The sequence below is a fragment of the Comamonas sp. 26 genome (genome assembly GCF_002754475.1).
Classification (GTDB): domain Bacteria; phylum Pseudomonadota; class Gammaproteobacteria; order Burkholderiales; family Burkholderiaceae_C; genus Comamonas.
Map to the genome: position 1 here is coordinate 1,013,295 of NZ_PEFL01000001.1, position 17,589 is coordinate 1,030,883.

Below are 17,589 nucleotides of genomic sequence, written 5' to 3' on the forward strand. Positions count from 1 at the left end.
GGCCCCCTGAATCCGCAGCAAGTCACGGATTTGTTTATCAAGACGCTGGTGCATACGGATGAGGCCGCCATGAAGGCCTTGAATGAATATCAAAGGCCTGCGCGTGCTGAAGCGGGCAATAGCGGTGATTTCATCGACATTGAGCAAATGCAGGAGACGGATCGCATTTACGCAGATCATCTGGCCCCCAAATTTCTGGCGAACATGAAGCTGACTGTAGAAGAACAGAAAGCCTTGTTGCCAGACACCGTGGCCATGCTGCAGAGCGTACGCGATGCGCAAAAGCGCACGGTCTGTACAACCGGCGAGGCCAAACCTCAGACTGAAGGTGTCAGACAAGGCGTGGTGAGCATTCTTGTGCCTTTTGCATGCAAGGCTGTGAACCCGGCAGAAAAGATCACGGCCATGATGCGCCGCTCTGTGGCGGAGAAATGGGCGGGCGTTGAGAAATACCGCACTGAAGTGGCACAGCTCACAGCCGCTTATCAGAATGCGCCTCTGACTCAGGACTTCAATGGAGACTTTATTCTCCAGCGCTTCAGCAAAAGTACGGTCTGGCAGAACACTTTCCCCCGCGAGAGCCTGGATATCAGCCAAGCGCTTTATTGATCTACGCTGAAGAAACGCTGTCGATATTCAGGGCAAATTACGGAGTCTCCAGCCACAAAAAAGCAGCCATCAGGCTGCTTTTTTGTGATCTACGCCGTTTATTAACTGCGTGACTGGTTGAGTGGTGCGCGAATGGCGCTTTTGGGGCGAAAGGCCTTGCAGACCTGCTCATGGGTTTCAAGATAAGGCCCGCCAATCAGATCGATGCAGTAAGGCACGGCAGCAAAAATGCCGTTGATCTTTTGTTGGCCGTCCGCGTCCTTGAGGCCTTCCAGGGTCTCGGCAATCGCCTTGGGCTGTCCGGGCAGGTTGATGATCAGGCTATTGCCGCGAATCACCGCTACCTGGCGCGAGAGGATGGCTGTGGGCACAAAGGTCAGGCTGATCTGGCGCATTTGTTCGCCAAAGCCAGGCATTTCCTTGTCGGCTACGGCCAGAGTTGCCTCTGGCGTCACATCGCGCAGTGCGGGGCCGGTGCCGCCGGTGGTCAGCACCAGCGAGCAGCCTGCATCCACCAGCTCGATCAGTGCGGCGCTGATGCCTGCCTGCTCGTCGGGGATCAGGCGTGCCTCAAAAGTGATGGGGTTTTGCAGCGCGCGGCTCAGCCAGTCCTGCAGCGAGGGCAAGCCCTTGTCTTCATAAACGCCGCTGCTGGCGCGGTCGCTGATGGAGACGATGCCGATTTTCACAGCATCGTGCGGAGCTTGCTCACTCATCGCTGCCGTCAGTTGCTGCGGCGCTGGACTTGCCCGCTTTGGCCAGTTGCTCACGCACCAGCTGGAACAGGTCGCGGTAGGCGCGGCCCTTGCTGACTTCCTTGGGCTCGGCATCGGGGCTGGCGGCCTGTGCGGCAGCGGCTTGCTCCTTGGCCTTTTCGATGTCCTTGCGGGATTGGCGAATCAGTGAGCGCAGTTGCTGCACATCGGTTTCGGGGAAGTGCTCCAGCCAGATGGCCAGTGCTCCGTCTTCCACGATCAGGCGGTCGCGCCATTGCTCGGAGACCTGGACGGACATCTTCTCGCTGGGCGAGCCGTTGCGCTGCTCATCCATCGCCTGCTTGACGGCGTTGAGCTGTTCATCTGTGAGCTTGCGCATGAGCTTGCCCACGTACTGGAGCTGGCGGCGCTTGCCTTCAAAGTTGGTGATGCGCTTGGCCTCGGCCAGAGCATCGATCAGCTGATCGGAGATTTGCAGGCGCTTGAACAGGTCGCTGCGTAGCGTCATCAACTCCTTGCCAAGGTCCTGCAGCGCATCCATTTCGCGCTTCAGGTCCGTCTTGGTGGAGTCGTAGGTGCCTTTGAGTTCGGCTTTCAGTTCAACGTCCAGCTCGCTGCCTTCGGCAACGAACTTACCGCGAACAAAATAGCCTTTTGTAGGTTTGCGTGACATGGTAAGGGGGCAATATCTGTGGCAGCACAGAGGGCGCTGCAGTGGCGGCTATCATATCCGCCGCTATGAAAAAACCTCGCTCCAGCATTACAAGCACTTCTAGTGCAAAGGCCCAATCTGAACCGCAAGCCGGTTTTAGCTTCAGCCAATCCTTTTTTGAAGGCCTGGTGGACCAGGCTCTGAAGCACGCCAAAAAGCTGGGTGCGACGGACGCCGGAGCCGAGGCTTCCGAGGGCTGCGGCCTCTCGGTCAGCGTTCGCAAGGGCGCGCTGGAGACGGTGGAACGCAACCGCGACAAGTCGCTGGGCGTGACCGTGTACCTGGGCCAGCGCCGTGGCAATGCCAGCACCTCGGACTTCTCTGAAGCTGCTATTCAGCAGACCGTACAGGCTGCTTACGACATCGCCCGCTTCACCGCCGAAGACCCGTTTGCCAGCCTGCCTGACAGCGCTGATATTGCGCTGCCCGGCACGCACCGCGATCTGGAATTGTTCCACCCCTGGGAGATCAGCAGCGAGGCCGCTGCCGAAATGGCCCTGCGCTGCGAAGAAGCTGCCTTCAAGACCCACCGCCGCGTGAGCAATAGCGAAGGCGCTGGTGTCTCGGCCCAGCAAAGCCATTTCTTCACGGCCCACACCAACGGTTTCCGCGGTGGTTATGCCAGTTCGCGCCACAGCCTGTCGGTGGCGCCCATCGCCAAGCTGCCCGGCAAGAACGGTGAGATGCAGCGCGACTACTGGTACAGCTCCATGCGCAATGCGGCCGAGCTGGCATCGCCAGAAGCCGTGGGCCGCTACGCTGCAGAGCGCACGCTGAGCCGTCTGGGCAGCCGCAAGATTCCGACCACCGAATGCCCTGTGCTATTTGAATCACCTTTGGCTGCTGGCCTGCTGGGTGGTTTTGTGCAGGCTATCAGCGGCGGTGCGCTGTACCGCAAGAGCACCTTCTTACTGGATTCGATGGGCAAGCCCGTCTTCCCCAAGCACATCGACATTGAAGAAGACCCCTTCATTCTGGGCGGCAAGGGCAGCTCGCCTTTCGACGAAGAAGGCGTGCGCGTGCAGGCCCGCAAGGTGGTGGATGCCGGCCGCGTGGAAGGCTATTTTCTCTCCAGCTATTCGGCGCGCAAGCTGGGCATGAAGACCACGGGCAACTCCGGTGGTTCGCACAATCTGGTCATGACTTCACGCCGCACCAAGGCGGGTGATGATCTGGATGCCATGCTGAAAAAGCTGGGCACCGGCCTGTTCGTGGTCGAGCTGATGGGCCAGGGCGTGAACTATGTGACCGGCGACTACTCGCGCGGCGCAAGCGGCTTCTGGGTGGAGAACGGCGAAATCGCCTTCCCCGTGGATGAAATCACCATCGCCGGCAACATGAAGGACATGTTCAAGGGCATTCAAGCCATTGGTGCCGATGCCTATAACTACGGTGCTAAGACCGTGGGCTCCATCCTCATCAACCGCATGAAGGTGGCGGGCAGCTGATGGCCTGATCTTTGCGGCTGATGCAGCCCAAGGCGGAGTGTGATGGCACTTCGCCTTTTTTATTGCGCATTGCAGAGAGGTTAAAGATTTTTTGATAGCTAGCTGCGCTGGTTCATCAATGAATTCAGCATCTTTTAATGTAGAAATCCATGATCATTAGTCGCTAGCTGCTATGGTTTTAAGTTGTCTACTCAGCAGCGATCAATCTTGCCAGCCTGATGGGCCTGCGCCATGAAGTCCATGAACGCCTTGGTGCGCAGCGGTATGTGCTTGTGGCTGGGCAGGGCCATCAGCACATGCAGGCGGCCCGTGATCCAGCCGGGCAGCACAGGCTGCAGCAGACCTTCATTGAGAAACGGGCGGGCCGAATCCAGAGTGAACTCGGCAATGCCTGCGCCGTCGAGCACCATTTGCAGAATGCCTGCTGTCTGGCTGATGGTGATGGATGCAGTCACTTCAATGTCGTGTACCGGTGGCTCGCTGGTGGGCTGGTTGCTATGCCACAGCGAGAAACTGTCGCGCTGCTGGCCCTCGCGGCGGCGCAGCACGCATCTGTGCTGCGCCAGCTCATGAGGAGTCTGCGGTGTGCCATACCTCTGGAAGTAAGACGGTGCAGCGCAAAGAATGGCTTCCGATGTCGAGAGCTTGCGGGCCACGATGCTGGCGTTGAAGTTCTCGAACACCTGCATGAACCCCAGGTCATAGCGGTTCATATCGGGTGTGAGGCTGGGGTCCACATGCACATCGAGTGCAATGCCCGGGTACTGCGTGCGAAAGTCGGCTGCCAGCGGCGAAATCAGTGCATCCGTGAGTGACGGGGTGGAGACGATGCGCAGCACGCCGGACAGGGCGCTGGTGTTGCTTTGTACTTCGGTTGTGGCGCTGTCCACAGCTTCGAGAATTTCGCGGACACGGGAGGCATAGCGCTCGCCCGCAGGCGTCAGGCTGACGCTGCGTGTGGTGCGCTGCAGCAACCGGGTGTCCAGCTGTTTTTCGAGTGCCGTCACGTGACGCGTGACATGGGGCACGGTCATGGACAGACGGCGCGCTGCAGCCGTGAAACCGCCTTCATCGACGACGGCCAGAAACACCGTCATGGTGTGTAAGCGATCAAGCACAAGCCCTCATTTTCGAATAGCCACATGGCCTCGAATTATTACGGATGCCGTAATAAAGCATTGTGTCTAGGTGCATTGGTGCACTCTTGTATAAGACGTAAAGTGAGAGCAAGTGCAAACATCGGCTTTTTCGCGCAATGCGGCACAAGTGCTGCCACCCCTCTCCAAATAACACCCAGGAACAGAGTTCTGTCCGGCTTCGCTGCCGCAGCAAGCTTTGTTCCTGAGCAGCTTGTAGTCAATCTCTGTCCTGCAAACGGCTTTGGGCAGCTGATAACTGATGGCGATGTCCTACTGATTGGGGCGGTCTTTGTCACCTCAATAGGTGATGTTGTGCACTGAAACACTGACCCATTCCTATCATGACCTCAACACCTCAATTCCCGACGTTCGGCCTGAGTCGCCGTCACCTGCTCGGTGGCGCGCTGGCGGCCGGTATGGCGCAACTCATCCCCGGCAGCTGGGCTGCTGATGCTCCGGCAACGGGTGCCGACAGCTTCATGGCGCTGTCCCGCTATCTGACTGAGCGCAGCGATTTGCCCCAGGCGCAAGGTGCAAGGCTGCTTGCCGCTCAGAACGAGCTGGACGGCAAGTTCAACGGCAAACTTGACACTCTGTGGAAGTGGATTGGCTCCAGCCAAGTGGCACTGGCCAATCTGAACGAGCGCCTCAAGGCCGAGCAGCCCGATCTGGCCGATGTCCCCATGAATGTGATGCAGCTCTGGTACCAGGGCATCGCAGGCAGCGGCACCGCCACACGTGTTGTGGCCTACGAGCACGCGCTCAATGCCGCTGTGGTGGCCGACAGGCTGCGCCCACCTTCTTATGTCTATGGCGCATACGGCAGCTGGAGCAGCAACCCGACCACCTTCAAGCTTCAGCTAATCACGGTTCAGCCCAAGGCCTGAAGTACAGCCCATTCATAAAAATCCACGAGAAATACCATGGCTGATTCCACTCTATCTGCAGACTTCGTCATCATTGGTGCCGGCATCGTCGGCGCCATGATGGGCGCAAAGCTGGCTCGCACCGGTGCATCGGTGCTGATGCTCGAAGCTGGCGGCCCATCGGACCGCGGCGTTTTTGTCGCCCGTTTTCACAACGCCTCGCGTCGTGGCGACTGGATGACTCCTTATCCGTCCATCCCCACGGCTCCGCACCCCATCTATCGCCCTGAAGACAATAACTATTTCGAGCAGGCTGGCCCCGAGCCCTACAAGGCCGAGTACATCCGCCAGGTGGGCGGCACCAGCTGGCACTGGGCCGCTCAGGCCTGGCGCAATGTGCCCAATGACTTCCGAATCCACAGCCTGTATGGCGTGGGCAAGGACTGGCCTTTTGACTATGACGATCTGGAGCCCTACTACCAGGAAGTCGAAGAAATCATGGGTGTGGGCGGCTCTACCGAGACCGGCTCGCCCCGCAGCAAGCCTTTCCCCATGGGTGAAGTGGCCGTGCCTTATGCCATGCAGCGCCTGACGGATCGCTTGAAAGGCACGTTCGACGTGGTCAGCAATACCGTGGCGCGCAATAGCCGCAGCTTTGATGGTCGCCCGCCATGCTGCGGTGCCAACAACTGCCAGCCCGTGTGCCCCATTGATGCGCAATACCACGGCGGCATTGCCGTGAAGCAGGCGCTGGCTGCAGGCGTGAAGATGCAGATCCATGCCAATGTGTTCCAGCTCGAGCATGACGACAAGGGGCGTATTGTGGCGGCCAACTATTACGACGTGGACAAGAAAGTGCACCGCGTCACTGGCAAGACCTTTATCTTGGCATCCAACGGTATCGAGTCGCCGCGCCTGCTGCTGCTGTCCAAGAGCGACAAGTTCAAGAACGGCCTGGCCAATGAGCACGATCAGGTCGGTCGCAATCTCATGGACCACCCCAGCACTTCGCTGACCTTTGATGCCGACGAGGATGTGTGGCTGGGCCGCGGCCCGCAAAGTCCGAGCTCCATCAACGCCATGCGCGATGGTTCGTTCCGCTCGGAACATGCGCCTTACCGTCTGGACTTCACCAATATCTCCCGCGTTGACGGTGCCACCAGCAGCCTGCTCAAGCAAGGCGTGTATGGCAAGGAGTTCGAGGAAAAGCTGCGCCACATTTCAGCGCGTGAAATGAACGTGAAGAATGTGCTGGAAGTGCTGCCCAACCCGGAAAACCGCATCGCTTTGTCCGATGACAAGGACAGCATGGGCATTCCCAAGCCTCGTGCGCATTACCAGATCGACGAATACACCTTCAAGGGCCATCAGCGTTCGCAAAAGGATTTCGCCAAGATTGCCGAGCTGATGGGGGCCACCAATCTGCGCTACACCAAGGACCATGTCTATGCCAACAACCAGCATATCTGTGGCACCTTGAGCATGGGCAAGGACCCCAAGGAGTGCGTGGTTGACCAGTTTGGCCGCGCCTGGGATCACGAAAACCTCTACATGGCTTCTACCGGCCTGCTGCCCACCTCGTCCACCTGCAACTCGACCGTGAATGCGCTGGCCGTAGCCATGCGCACTGCGGCTCATATCCTTGCGGAGAGCGGCGGTCCCGCCATGCTGCCGCGCAGCAACACGCAGACGAACTGGAAGCCTCTGGTTCCTGCATGGCAGCCACAGGCCTGAAGGAGGACAGACACCATGAACAAGACATTGATGAAATCCTTCTGGCTGGCTGCCGTCCTTGTGGCAGCGGCTCCTGCCTTCGCTGCAGAAAATTCGGATGTGGAGCGTGGCCGCTATCTCGCGACGGCTGGTGACTGTGTGGCCTGTCACACCGCGCCTGGTGGCAAGTCCATGGCGGGTGGCCTGCCACTGGCCAGCCCGCTGGGGGCTATCTATTCGACCAACATCACGCCTTCCAAGACGCACGGCATTGGCAGCTACACGCTGCAGCAGTTCACCGATGCTCTGCGTCATGGCAAGCGTGCAGATGGAGCGAATCTGTATCCGGCCATGCCGTATACAGCCTATGCCAAGACGACGGACGAGGACATCGCTGCCATGTACGCCTACTTCATGCAAGGCGTGCAGCCCGTGGATGAGGCGCCGGCCAAGCAGACCGCCTTGCCTTTCCCATTCAACATCCGCGCTTCGCTGGGTGTCTGGAATGCCATGTTCCTCGATGCCACGCCTTACAAGGCCGATGCTTCGCAAACTCCGGAATGGAATCGCGGCGCTTATCTTGCCCAAGGCCTGGCGCACTGCACAACCTGCCATACACCGCGAACGTCCTTGATGGCAGAGGATCTCAAGCGAAGCCTGAGCGGAGGGGAGGTCGGTGGCTGGTATGCGCCCAACATCACGTCGCACGCGGTCAGCGGCATTGGTGACTGGACGCAGGATGAGTTGGTGGCTTACATGAGCGGTAAGCCGGTTCCTGGCAAAGGCCCCGCTGCAGGGCCCATGGCCGAGGCAGTGGATCACAGTCTCAGGCATTTGAGCCCGGATGACTTGAAAGCCATCGCTGTCTACATCAAGACTGTGCCGGCTGTGGATGATGGCAGCCTCAAGCAGCCGGCCGACAGCTTTGGCAAGCAGACCGATGCGCTGAATACCCTGCGTGGTGTGGATCTGCCCAAGGATTACAACGCCATGACCGGCGCACAAATCTATGACGGCTACTGCGCCGCCTGTCATCAGGCCCAGGGTCAGGGGACAGAGGGCGGTGGCTTGCCTGGCTTGTTTCACAACACCTCGCTCGGCCACGCCAACAGCAACAACCTGGTGCAGGTCCTGCTGCACGGTATTGAGCGTCACGGCGCTGATACCGTCATGCCAGGCTTTGCCGATGAGTTGAGCGACAAGCAGATCACTGCACTGGGCAACTATCTGCTGACCAGCTACGGCAATCCCGCAGCCAAGGTTACGGAGCAGCAAGTGGCTCAACTGCGCGATTCTGCTACAGCTGGTTCGGACAGTAGTTTGCTGACCTTGGTTCGTGTGGGCATGGCAGTGGGCTTGGTGATCGTGCTCGGCGTCATCGCCTGGCTGCTGCGCCGCCGCAAGGTCTGATGCCTAGGCCGCACTGAAAAAAAAAGCCAGTCAGAAATCAATCTGGCTGGCTTTTTTTAAGGAGTTGAAGGCTCAGCGTTCAGCTGCAGCCTCCACAATGCATTGGGAAAGTTTTTCAAAATGCTTGTGGGCATCCGGGCTGAGTTCAATCTGTTTGCGCCGCGCATCTTCGGTATCGGCCAGTAAGATCCAGCCTTTCTGGCGCATGGATTTCAGGCGGGAATGAATGGTGGCAGGAGACCCCATCTCGCGTTGCGCCATCAGATCACGTACGCACAGCCGCTGCTGGCGTGTGCCAGCATTGGCGATCTGCTCCAGAAGGCGCTCCTCCAGAGGGTCCAGCAGGGGCAGGGCTGGCAATCCTCGTATGGACTCTGCCAGTTGCAGAAAACGTAGATAGATATCGGCGGACAAAGAATTTTTCATCACAAGTGCGGAGCGGACAGAAAGTCATCTGTCTCTCAGACCAAAGGCGAGTGGATGATAGTACTGCCTCGCGATAAATATTGAACTGTAACAAGAATGAAAAATATCGGTCAGCACTGCGCAATGGTCATCGTCACTATCATTTTCTTTGTGGCGATGCTGGCTTTGAATGAGTGGCTCTTTAGTTCACTTGAGTTTGTGAGGGGGCCAACTGGATTTATCTGCCGGCCGGTGTGCGCCTGCTGTGTACCTTGCTTTTTGCCGGTGCAGGTGGCGTGGGGCTGTTGATTGCATCCTGGCTGGTCTGCTTTTTCTACTTCTTCCCCGATGACATGGCGCGCGCTTTTATTGGCGGCATTGTGGCGGCGCTGGCACCTTATGCCATGTACCTGATTGCCCGGCGCTGGATGGGGCTGGGCCATGCGCTGAACAATCTCACCGCTTCGCGGCTGCTGGTTCTGAGCGTGCTGTATGCATTGTCCAATGCCGTGCTGCACCAGATCGGCGGCTGGCTGATGGGGCGTGGCCTGCACCCCGACCGCTTGCTGGTCATAGTGATAGGGGACTTGATGGGCACGCTGATTATTTTGTACGGGGCCAAACTGGCGCTGGCACTGATGCCCGCACGGCGCAATCTTTATGAGCTGCAGTAGTTTCCTGGGCGACAAGTTGCTCGGCGCTGTGGCTGCAACCCGTTCATACTCCAGCGCTTGCCGTTAATCATCGTTGTGACCGTTTTATGAGTTCCGCTTCTTCACCCGCCACCGGCATGAGCCGTGCTGACTGGCTCAGTGCCATCATTGTCATTGTGATCTGGGGGCTAAATTTCGTGGTCATGAAATGGGGTCTGGCCACCCTGTCGCCGCTATTGCTATGCGCACTGCGCTTTGCGGCAGCATCGTTGCCGCTGCTGTTGTTTGTAAAGCCTCCGGCCAATCTGTCCTGGGGTATTTTGGCGGGCTATGGGCTGGTTCAGGGCGTGGGGCAGTTTGGCTTGCTGTTCACAGGCATGAAGTTGGGTATGCCTGCTGGCATGGCCTCAGTGGTGCTGCAGACCCAGGCTTTCATCACCATGCTGCTGGCGGCCGCCTTTTTGCATGAGAAGCCGCAGCGCTGGCAGTGGATCGGTCTGCTTATCGCCATTTCGGGGCTGGTGCTGATTGGTGCGGCGCACGGCGATGGCGCAACAGACATGACTCTTCTGGGCTTTGTTCTGACAGTGGGCGCCGCTGCGATGTGGGCGATCTCCAATCTGCTGACGCGAGTCGCAGCCCGTCAAGGCTCGTATGAGCCGGCGTCTTTCATTGTCTGGACCAGCGTGTTCCCTATGCTTCCCCTGCTGCTGCTGTCCTGGTGGATGGAGGGCAGCGAGGCCGTTGTGACCCAGCTTCAGTCGATTGGCTGGCGTGAACTGGGTGTCATTGCCTATCTGGCCTTTTTGTCGACTCTGCTGGGTTACGGCTTGTGGACGCGTCTGCTGCAGCGCTATGCCGCCAGCACCGTGGCACCGCTGTCGTTGCTGGTGCCGGTCATTGGCCTGTTGTCAGCCATGCTGCTCTTGGGCGAGGTGCCCAGTGGCCTGCAGTGGCTGGGAACACTGGGTGTGCTGCTGGGTATGATGGTCAACCAGTTTGGCGGGCGCTGGCTAAGGCGCTGATGGGTAAAATAGCCTTCTCAAACAAGCCCTGCAATGCGGGGCTTTTTTCTGTGTGCTGATTGGCGATATTGCATTCGCGCCGCGACCAGAGTCAAAGCAAAAAAGCTGCCTGTGCCCATCAATAGGGCGCAGGCAGCTTTTTTGATAGCGAAGGTTGACTTCAGCTATGGTTGGCAACCAAGGCAATCCCTTGTGCAATGGCTTGGCCCACTTCGGTGGTGCTGGCCGTGCCACCCAGGTCAGGCGTCTTAGGGCCGGTTTTGATCACATCTTCAATGGCGCGCACCATGCTGTCGTGCGCAGCGCGCCACTCGCCCTGGCTGTGGCCCAGAAAATCCAGCATCAGCGCAGCTGACCAAATCATGGCGATGGGGTTGGCAATGTTCTTGCCGTAGATATCCGGGGCCGAGCCGTGCACGGGCTCGAACAGGCTGGGAAAGGTTCGCTCAGGGTTCAGATTGGCCGATGGCGCAAGCCCAATCGTGCCGGTGGTGGCCGGGCCCAGATCGCTCAGGATGTCGCCAAACAGATTGGTCGCGGCCACCACGTCAAAGCGGCCGGGCTGCAGCACAAAGCGTGCGGTCAGGATGTCAATGTGCTGCTTGTCCAGTGTGATCTCTGGGTAGTTTTTGTGCATGGCGTCGGCTTGCTTGTCCCACCAGGGCATGCTGATGGCGATGCCGTTGCTCTTGGTGGCCAGCGTCACATGCTTTTTGCTGCGGCTTTGGGCCAGATCAAATGCGTATTTCAGCAGGCGCTCGGAGCCCTTTTTGCTGTAGACCGATTCCTGGATGCAGATCTCGCGATCCGTGCCCTCGAACATGATGCCGCCCAGCGAGGTGTATTCGCCCTCGGTGTTCTCGCGCACCACGTAGTAGTCGATATCGCCGGGCTTGCGGCCGGCCAGTGGACAGGGCACGCCTTCAAACAGGCGCACCGGGCGCAGGTTGATGTACTGGTCAAACTCACGGCGGAACTTGAGCAGCGAGCCCCACAGCGAAATATGGTCGGGCACCGTTGCAGGCCAGCCCACAGCACCGAAGAAGATGGCATCCATGCCCGAGAGTTGCTGCTTCCAGTCATCGGGCATCATCTTTCCGTGCTCGGCGTAGTAGTCGCAATGGGCCCAGTCAAAGTGGTGAAACTCCAGCGGCAGATTGAATTTTTGGGCCGCGGCTTCAAGGGCGCGCAGGCCCTCGGGCATGACTTCCTTACCGATGCCGTCGCCGGCGATGACTGCGATTTTTTTAGGAGTGGACATGGCGTTTCTTTGTGAAGGAGGGTATCTGTGCGTGACGTTGCAGGTCGTTGGGTCTATTTTGCAACCTGCTGCACTGAATACAATCGCATGATCGTGGTTTGATTGTTTACATATCGTGCAGAAAATGCCCTCGCCAGAAGATCTGCGCGTCTTCACCACCGTGGTGCGCAAGGCCAGCTTTGCCGAAGCGGCTGCAGCGCACAATGCCTCTGCGGCCTATGTCAGCAAGCGCATTCGGCTGCTGGAGGAAGAGCTGGGCGTCAAGCTGCTACACCGCACCACGCGGCGAGTGACGGTGACGGAGCAGGGCGAGCGCGTCTACCACTGGGCGCAGCGCATTCTGGATGAGGTCGAGCACCTGCTGCAGGAGGTGGACGTGACACGCCGCCAACCGCGCGGGCTGTTGCGCGTATCCACCAGCTTCGGCTTTGGCCGCAAGGTGGTGGCACCTGCGCTATCGCAGCTGATTGCCAAATATCCGGCGCTGCAGCTGCGACTGGAGGTGTTTGACCGCATTGTGGATGTAGCGGCTGAAGGCTTTGATCTGGATGTGCGCGTGGGCGACGAGATCGCGCCGCATCTGATTGCCCGGCATCTGGCCGACAACCACCGCGTACTGTGTGCCGCGCCTGCCTATCTGCAGCGGCGCGGCAGCCCCCGCACGATCGATGAGCTGGCGGGCCACGACTGCCTGGTCATCAAGGAGCGTGATCACCCGTTCGGTGTGTGGAAGCTGCGTGCGGGTGCGCAAGAGCGCAGTGTGAAAGTGACCGGGCCGCTATCCACCAATCATGGCGAAATGGCCGTGCAATGGGCGCGTGATGGCCACGGTATTGTGCTGCGCTCGCTCTGGGATGTGGCTGCGGACCTGCAAGCCGGGCGATTGGTGCAGTTGCTGCCCGAATGGCGGCAGGTGGCCAATATCTGGGCTGTGTACCCGACGCGGCTGGAGCGCTCGGCCAAGGTGCGCGTCTGCGTGGAGTTTCTGCAGGAATACTTTCGTGAGCAAGCGGTGCAAGTATTGAATATCACTATTAAAAAAGAAGCTGCTGGCGCTTGATATTCAAACACTTCAGATAGTTTTCTTTCTGAAATGCCTGCAATACCAGCGCAAGCAGCTTCTGATTTTGATGCGCGCTGATTATTGGCTCAATGCAGCCTTTACAGCGGCAGACACCAGGCCCATATCGGCCTTGCCAGCCAGCTGAGTCTTGACAGCGCCCATCACTTTGCCCATGTCGCCAGGGCCGGTGGCACCCAGATCAGCCACGATGGCTTGCACGGCGGCGGTGATTTCGGCTTCGGTCATGCGCTGGGGCAGGTAGACCTTGAGCACTTCCATCTCGGCCTTTTCCACATCGGCCAGATCCTGGCGGTTGGCGGATTCAAAAGCGGTGATGGAGTCCTTGCGCTGCTTGAGCAGCTTGTCGACGATGGCGATGATGGCTGCGTCGTCCAGCTCAATGCGCTCGTCCACTTCCTTTTGCTTCATCGCGGCCTGCAGCAGGCGGATGGTGCCAAGGCGAACGCTGTCCTTGGCGCGCATGGCGGTCTTCATGTCTTCGGTAATCTGGGCTTTCAAGCTCATGGCTTTCTCCTTGGTGTGGGCCATTGTGAAATCAAACGACTGCCTTGTTGCATACGCTTGATTGCGCATTGGCTTGGGAGGTCACTGCGCAGCAATCAACATTACCCGCAGTGGCCAGAAAACAAAAAACCCGCGCCTGGCGTCCCGAGCGCGGGTTTTCGGCTGTTTTACGGCCGGCTAGTCCTAATCAACGATTAGTACAGCTTCTTAGGCAGTTGCATGCTGCGAACGCGCTTGTAGTGGCGCTTCACGGCAGCAGCCTTCTTGCGCTTGCGCTCGGCTGTAGGCTTTTCGTAGAACTCACGTGCGCGCAGGTCGGTCAGCAGACCCAGCTTTTCGATAGTGCGCTTGAAGCGGCGCAGAGCAACTTCATGAGGTTCGTTTTCTTTGACGCGGATAGTAGTCATTCAATTTCCAGATATATCTGTGCCGACAGAGGGTTCCCGGGAAGATCGCGCCTGAGAGCCATGAACAGCGGTTTTCCCCGCCACTTTTTAACTAGTATGGCCGACGGGGTAATGCCAGCAAAGTCGAGCATTATAAACCAAGAGTTGAGCACTTGGCGGATTGCATAGCGATGGTGCTCGCTTTTGAGTATGTCCCGCTGTTTTCGCAGTGCCGAGCAGCATGTGACGAGGCTTCGTCGTACTACCTGAGCCGTTTCGGATTCCGGGCAAGCTTTATCTGCTGATTATCGCGAATACGAAATACAAGAAGGTCGTGCTGCCCGAATGCAATGTCTGGCGGTGGAGGATCGGGGGTTTCTTGGTAGCGATCTGTGCACCAAAAGTGCATACAGTTTGGGAAATGAATTTCATGACCGAGGTCAAGGAATGAGTGGTTCCGTCTCAATGTGCGGGACGGTTTTCTGTGTCCCAGGAGCTTTTATCGTGTCCAGTCGTTCTCATTCGTCTCTTCTTTCGCGTCGTCAATGGCTGGCTACAAGCGTTGCCGTACCGGGCTTGCTGGCTTTGACGGCTTGCGCCAGCAAAGCCGGTGTGTCGGCACAAGCTGCGCCGGCATCTTTTTTGGTAGTGGGTGGACTGTTTGCCGGTTCGCGCAGTGACAAGGGCTTTATGGAGGCCGGTTGGCGCGGCCTTGAAAAGGCGCGTGAGGAGCTCGGCGTGCAAACCCGTTTTCTCGATGGCATGGCACCGCGCAAAGAGCTGCTGCTGCCGGCGCTCAACCAACTGGCCGAGCAGGGCGCGCAGCTGGTGATCGCGCATGGTGGTCAGAACAATCAGGCCGCCGTGGAGGCCGCTGCGCGCAACCCCAAGACCCAGTTTGTGGTGACGCAGGGGGCGGTGCAGGCCGCCAATCTTTCGAGCTACGACGTGCTGCAGGAAGAGTCGGCCTATCTGGCCGGTGTGCTGGCCGCGCTCACCACCAAGACCGGTGTGGTCGGCCATATGTCCGGCATTCGCGTGCCGCCAGGCCTCAAGGGCCGTGCTGCCTATGCGGCGGGCGTGCGCGATACCGACCCCAAGGTCAAATTGCTGACGAATTTCTCGGGCGATCAGGACGATAACGCCCTGTCGCACCGCATTGCCAAGGCTCAAATGGCCGCGGGTGCCGATGTGATCTTCACCATGCTCAACTCCGGCCGCAATGGCGTGACTCAGGCTTGCCGCGAGGCCGGCACGCGCCAGATCGGCAATGTGATCGACTGGACGGCGGTGGATTCGCAGGTATTCGTGGCTTCGGCCTGGGCCGATGTGGGGATTGGCGCTTTCCTGGCCGTCAAGGACATGCAGCAGCGCGGCGCGCCCGGCCCCGGTATTCACAAGATCGGCCTCAGCGACCCGGCCGCCGTGCGCCTGACCATGGGCAAGGATGTAGCTGCCAGCGTGCGCGAGCGCGTGGCCAAGACCTCGGCTGCGATTGTGGTGGGGTCACTCAAGGTGCCGGAAAACTATGTGGGGCCGGAGTTCACTGCCTGATCTATTCGGGATCTGAACGAAAAAAGGATGGCTAGGCCATCCTTTTTTTTATAGCAGCTACCGCTTTCAGTACAAGGGCTGAAGCCCGTTTATACGTTGTTTTTCTCGGCCATGGCCTGCGCGCAGGCTGCAGCGCTGGCCCAGGCCCATTGAAAGTTGTAGCCGCCCAGCCAGCCGGTGATGTCCACCACCTCGCCAATGAAGTACAGGCCGGGCTGGGTTTTGCATTCCATGGTTTGCTGAGACAGCACCTTGGTATCCACGCCTCCCAAGGTTACTTCGGCCTTCTTGTAGCCTTCGGTGCCGGTGGGCGTGATTTCCCAGCGGCTCAGTTGCTCGGCCAGCTTGGTCAGAGCCTTGTCGCTGGCTTCGTTGATGGGGCGCTGCAGTTCGGGCATGCAGCTCACCCAGGCATCGGCCAGACGGGCGGGCAGATGGGCGGCGAGTTCATTGGCCACCAGCTTGCGCGAGTTGAGCTTGGCTTGGGTCAGCACTTCCAGCAGGTCCACACCGGGCAGCAGATTGATCTGCAGCGCGGTGCCGGGCTTCCAGTAGCTGGAAATTTGCAGCACGGCCGGGCCAGACAGGCCGCGGTGGGTGAACAGCAGGTCTTCATTAAAGGCCATGCGTTCCTTCTTGCTGCCGGTGCTGATTTCTACCGGCAGAGCCAGACCCGAAAGTCCGGCATAGGGCTGCCAGCCGTCGCCATCAAAGGTCATGGGCACGAGGCCGGGTGTGCGTTCAATCAGCGGCAGCTCAAACTGCTGGGCCAGCCGATATCCAAAATCCGTCGCGCCAATTTTGGGAATGCTAAGGCCGCCGGTCGCGACGACCAGATTGCTCGTCTGCACCAGACCGCGATCCGTCTCAATTTGATAGCTGCTTGCGCTTGATATGTCTGAGGTTGAGGTCGAAAACGCTATTTTTTTGACCTGGCAAGGCTGCCAGTGCTGCACGCCGCCTGAGCTGCATTCGGCCAGCAGCATGGCGATGATGTCCTCGGCCGAGCGGTCGGCAAACAGCTGGCCCTTGTGCTTTTCGTGGTGGGTAATGCCGTGCTTGTCCATCAGCGCGATGAAGTCTGCCGGTGTGAAGCGCGAGAGGGCGGAGCGGCAGAACTGCGGGTTCTGACCGACAAAGTGCTTGTGCGGTGCGCGCACATCCAGATCGCGGTTGGTGAAGTTGCAGCGACCGCCGCCCGAGATGCGGATTTTTTCAGCCACTTTGGGTGCGTGGTCGATGAGCAGCACTTTCAGGCCTTGCTGGCCTGCACGGGCAGCGCAGAACAGGCCGGCGGCACCGGCGCCAATGATGATGGTGTCAAAAATCTGAGAGGGGGCCTGAGGGGAGGAAGACACGGCGGGCAGGGCGCTGAAGCACGAAAAGGGAAGCGCAGATTGTCCCAGATGGCTCAGATTCCCGGCTCGTCCACCACAAAGCCCCAGAAATCCCCGAAGGAGATATGCCTGCTGTGCCCGAGCGTCCTGTTCGGGGGATGCTCGGAGGACAGTCCGCATGCAGCCTGTTGCGCTGTTGGGGTATGTGCGGGCGCCAAGCATGAGCAAAGGATCACTTCTAGAATCGCGGCCCATGAATACACCTTCCCACCAGCTCAGCATGACCGTGCTCATGTCTCCTGACATGGCCAACTTCTCCGGCAATGTGCACGGCGGAGCCATCCTGAAGCTGCTTGACCAGGTCGCCTATGCCTGCGCCAGTCGCTATGCCGGCCGCTATGTGGTGACCTTGAGCGTGGATCAGGTCATGTTTTTGCAGCCCATCCATGTGGGCGAGCTGGTGACCTTTCTCGCCAGCGTGAATCACACCGGCAAGTCATCGATGGAAATCGGCATCAAGGTGATTGCCGAAGAAATCCGTGACAAGGTGGTGCGCCATGTGAACAGCTGCTTCTTCACCATGGTGGCGGTCGATGACGACAAAAAGCCGGCACCCGTGCCCCAGCTGCAACTGGAGAGCGATGAGCAAAAGCGTCGCTGGCAAGCCGCCATCATCCGCAAGGAACTGCGCAAGGACATGGCCGAGCGCTTTGCCCAGATTCGCGTGGAAACCGGCGCGACGGATATTGCTTAAGCGGAAACACTCG

General features: G+C 58.9%; 18 protein-coding genes. 10 read left to right on the forward strand and 8 right to left on the reverse strand.

What is annotated here, in order from left to right; all coding sequences use genetic code 11:
• The first annotated feature begins 30 nt into the window (after positions 1 to 30).
• Positions 31 to 609 carry a hypothetical protein gene (locus CLU84_RS04635; RefSeq protein ID WP_099736149.1) on the forward strand — a complete coding sequence of 193 codons (579 nt, stop codon included), beginning with the start codon at positions 31 to 33 and terminating at the stop codon, positions 607 to 609.
• A gap of 101 nt (positions 610 to 710) precedes the next feature.
• On the opposite strand, the gene mog is transcribed toward CLU84_RS04635, so the two are convergent.
• On the reverse strand, positions 711 to 1,325 hold the full coding sequence (gene mog / locus CLU84_RS04640; RefSeq protein WP_099736150.1) for a molybdopterin adenylyltransferase: 615 nt from the start codon (positions 1,323 to 1,325) through the stop codon (positions 711 to 713).
• Positions 1,318 to 1,998 carry a ribosome biogenesis factor YjgA gene (gene yjgA / locus CLU84_RS04645; protein WP_099736151.1) on the reverse strand — a complete coding sequence of 227 codons (681 nt, stop codon included), beginning with the start codon at positions 1,996 to 1,998 and terminating at the stop codon, positions 1,318 to 1,320. The genes mog and yjgA overlap by 8 nt, the downstream gene beginning before the upstream one ends.
• A 65-nt stretch (positions 1,999 to 2,063) precedes the next feature.
• Here yjgA and pmbA point away from each other — a divergent pair, with 65 nt between their 5' ends.
• Entirely contained in the window at positions 2,064 to 3,485 is a 1,422-nt protein-coding gene (pmbA, locus tag CLU84_RS04650; protein ID WP_099736152.1) for a metalloprotease PmbA, read from the forward strand.
• Between the two features lie 191 nt (positions 3,486 to 3,676).
• Here the strand turns inward: pmbA and CLU84_RS04655 are convergent, their stop codons facing one another.
• The gene (locus CLU84_RS04655; protein WP_144445410.1) at positions 3,677 to 4,603 is read right to left on the reverse strand and encodes a LysR family transcriptional regulator; all 927 of its coding nucleotides are present in this window, start codon (positions 4,601 to 4,603) and stop codon (positions 3,677 to 3,679) included.
• A gap of 362 nt (positions 4,604 to 4,965) precedes the next feature.
• Here CLU84_RS04655 and CLU84_RS04660 point away from each other — a divergent pair, with 362 nt between their 5' ends.
• The 3 genes from CLU84_RS04660 to CLU84_RS04670 are packed head-to-tail and all read left to right on the forward strand — an operon-like array spanning position 4,966 to position 8,613.
• Positions 4,966 to 5,511 carry a sugar dehydrogenase complex small subunit gene (locus CLU84_RS04660; RefSeq protein ID WP_099736154.1) on the forward strand — a complete coding sequence of 182 codons (546 nt, stop codon included), beginning with the start codon at positions 4,966 to 4,968 and terminating at the stop codon, positions 5,509 to 5,511.
• A 36-nt stretch (positions 5,512 to 5,547) separates the two neighbouring features.
• A complete protein-coding gene (locus CLU84_RS04665; RefSeq protein WP_099736155.1) occupies positions 5,548 to 7,224 on the forward strand; it encodes a GMC family oxidoreductase in 1,677 nt (558 codons plus the stop codon).
• Between the two features lie 15 nt (positions 7,225 to 7,239).
• On the forward strand, positions 7,240 to 8,613 hold the full coding sequence (locus CLU84_RS04670; RefSeq protein ID WP_099736156.1) for a cytochrome c: 1,374 nt from the start codon (positions 7,240 to 7,242) through the stop codon (positions 8,611 to 8,613).
• Between the two features lie 72 nt (positions 8,614 to 8,685).
• Here the strand turns inward: CLU84_RS04670 and CLU84_RS04675 are convergent, their stop codons facing one another.
• Positions 8,686 to 9,039: a MarR family transcriptional regulator gene (locus tag CLU84_RS04675; protein ID WP_099736157.1), complete on the reverse strand. Its 354-nt coding sequence runs from the start codon at positions 9,037 to 9,039 to the stop codon at positions 8,686 to 8,688.
• Between the two features lie 233 nt (positions 9,040 to 9,272).
• On the opposite strand from CLU84_RS04675, the gene CLU84_RS04680 reads away from it, so the two are divergent.
• The gene (locus CLU84_RS04680) at positions 9,273 to 9,692 is read left to right on the forward strand and encodes a hypothetical protein (RefSeq protein ID WP_369826798.1); all 420 of its coding nucleotides are present in this window, start codon (positions 9,273 to 9,275) and stop codon (positions 9,690 to 9,692) included.
• Positions 9,693 to 9,778: 86 nt separating this feature from the next.
• Positions 9,779 to 10,696, forward strand: coding sequence for an EamA family transporter (locus CLU84_RS04685; RefSeq protein WP_099736158.1), 918 nt, complete (start codon positions 9,779 to 9,781; stop codon positions 10,694 to 10,696).
• Positions 10,697 to 10,856: 160 nt separating this feature from the next.
• Here the strand turns inward: CLU84_RS04685 and CLU84_RS04690 are convergent, their stop codons facing one another.
• Positions 10,857 to 11,957, reverse strand: coding sequence for a tartrate dehydrogenase (locus CLU84_RS04690; RefSeq protein ID WP_099736159.1), 1,101 nt, complete (start codon positions 11,955 to 11,957; stop codon positions 10,857 to 10,859).
• A gap of 124 nt (positions 11,958 to 12,081) precedes the next feature.
• Between CLU84_RS04690 and CLU84_RS04695 the strand changes: the two genes are divergently transcribed.
• Positions 12,082 to 13,017: a LysR substrate-binding domain-containing protein gene (locus CLU84_RS04695; RefSeq protein ID WP_099736160.1), complete on the forward strand. Its 936-nt coding sequence runs from the start codon at positions 12,082 to 12,084 to the stop codon at positions 13,015 to 13,017.
• An 81-nt stretch (positions 13,018 to 13,098) separates the two neighbouring features.
• Here the strand turns inward: CLU84_RS04695 and CLU84_RS04700 are convergent, their stop codons facing one another.
• Both CLU84_RS04700 and rpsU read right to left on the reverse strand, forming a co-directional pair.
• Positions 13,099 to 13,545, reverse strand: a complete 447-nt coding sequence (locus CLU84_RS04700) for a GatB/YqeY domain-containing protein (protein WP_099737862.1) — start codon at positions 13,543 to 13,545, stop codon at positions 13,099 to 13,101.
• A gap of 194 nt (positions 13,546 to 13,739) precedes the next feature.
• On the reverse strand, positions 13,740 to 13,952 hold the full coding sequence (gene rpsU, locus CLU84_RS04705; protein WP_099736161.1) for a 30S ribosomal protein S21: 213 nt from the start codon (positions 13,950 to 13,952) through the stop codon (positions 13,740 to 13,742).
• Between the two features lie 483 nt (positions 13,953 to 14,435).
• Here rpsU and CLU84_RS04710 point away from each other — a divergent pair, with 483 nt between their 5' ends.
• Positions 14,436 to 15,485: a BMP family protein gene (locus CLU84_RS04710; RefSeq protein ID WP_199173687.1), complete on the forward strand. Its 1,050-nt coding sequence runs from the start codon at positions 14,436 to 14,438 to the stop codon at positions 15,483 to 15,485.
• A gap of 89 nt (positions 15,486 to 15,574) precedes the next feature.
• Here CLU84_RS04710 and CLU84_RS04715 read toward each other — a convergent pair whose 3' ends face one another.
• Complete coding sequence (locus CLU84_RS04715) at positions 15,575 to 16,843, reverse strand: NAD(P)/FAD-dependent oxidoreductase (RefSeq protein ID WP_099736162.1); 1,269 nt, start codon at positions 16,841 to 16,843, stop codon at positions 15,575 to 15,577.
• A gap of 232 nt (positions 16,844 to 17,075) precedes the next feature.
• On the opposite strand from CLU84_RS04715, the gene CLU84_RS04720 reads away from it, so the two are divergent.
• Positions 17,076 to 17,576: an acyl-CoA thioesterase gene (locus tag CLU84_RS04720; RefSeq protein WP_099736163.1), complete on the forward strand. Its 501-nt coding sequence runs from the start codon at positions 17,076 to 17,078 to the stop codon at positions 17,574 to 17,576.
• Positions 17,577 to 17,589 lie beyond the last annotated feature (13 nt).

What these genes read in the sequence shown, in the direction of transcription:
- mog (WP_099736150.1), bottom strand. Translation starts at nt 1,325, where the DNA reads ATGAGTGAGCAAGCTCCGCACGATGCTGTGAAAATCGGCATCGTCTCC.
- yjgA (WP_099736151.1), bottom strand. Translation starts at nt 1,998, where the DNA reads ATGTCACGCAAACCTACAAAAGGCTATTTTGTTCGCGGTAAGTTCGTT.
- pmbA (WP_099736152.1), top strand. Translation starts at nt 2,064, where the DNA reads ATGAAAAAACCTCGCTCCAGCATTACAAGCACTTCTAGTGCAAAGGCC.
- CLU84_RS04660 (WP_099736154.1), top strand. Translation starts at nt 4,966, where the DNA reads ATGACCTCAACACCTCAATTCCCGACGTTCGGCCTGAGTCGCCGTCAC.
- CLU84_RS04665 (WP_099736155.1), top strand. Translation starts at nt 5,548, where the DNA reads ATGGCTGATTCCACTCTATCTGCAGACTTCGTCATCATTGGTGCCGGC.
- CLU84_RS04670 (WP_099736156.1), top strand. Translation starts at nt 7,240, where the DNA reads ATGAACAAGACATTGATGAAATCCTTCTGGCTGGCTGCCGTCCTTGTG.
- CLU84_RS04675 (WP_099736157.1), bottom strand. Translation starts at nt 9,039, where the DNA reads ATGAAAAATTCTTTGTCCGCCGATATCTATCTACGTTTTCTGCAACTG.
- CLU84_RS04685 (WP_099736158.1), top strand. Translation starts at nt 9,779, where the DNA reads ATGAGTTCCGCTTCTTCACCCGCCACCGGCATGAGCCGTGCTGACTGG.
- CLU84_RS04690 (WP_099736159.1), bottom strand. Translation starts at nt 11,957, where the DNA reads ATGTCCACTCCTAAAAAAATCGCAGTCATCGCCGGCGACGGCATCGGT.
- CLU84_RS04695 (WP_099736160.1), top strand. Translation starts at nt 12,082, where the DNA reads ATGCCCTCGCCAGAAGATCTGCGCGTCTTCACCACCGTGGTGCGCAAG.
- CLU84_RS04700 (WP_099737862.1), bottom strand. Translation starts at nt 13,545, where the DNA reads ATGAGCTTGAAAGCCCAGATTACCGAAGACATGAAGACCGCCATGCGC.
- rpsU (WP_099736161.1), bottom strand. Translation starts at nt 13,952, where the DNA reads ATGACTACTATCCGCGTCAAAGAAAACGAACCTCATGAAGTTGCTCTG.
- CLU84_RS04720 (WP_099736163.1), top strand. Translation starts at nt 17,076, where the DNA reads ATGAATACACCTTCCCACCAGCTCAGCATGACCGTGCTCATGTCTCCT.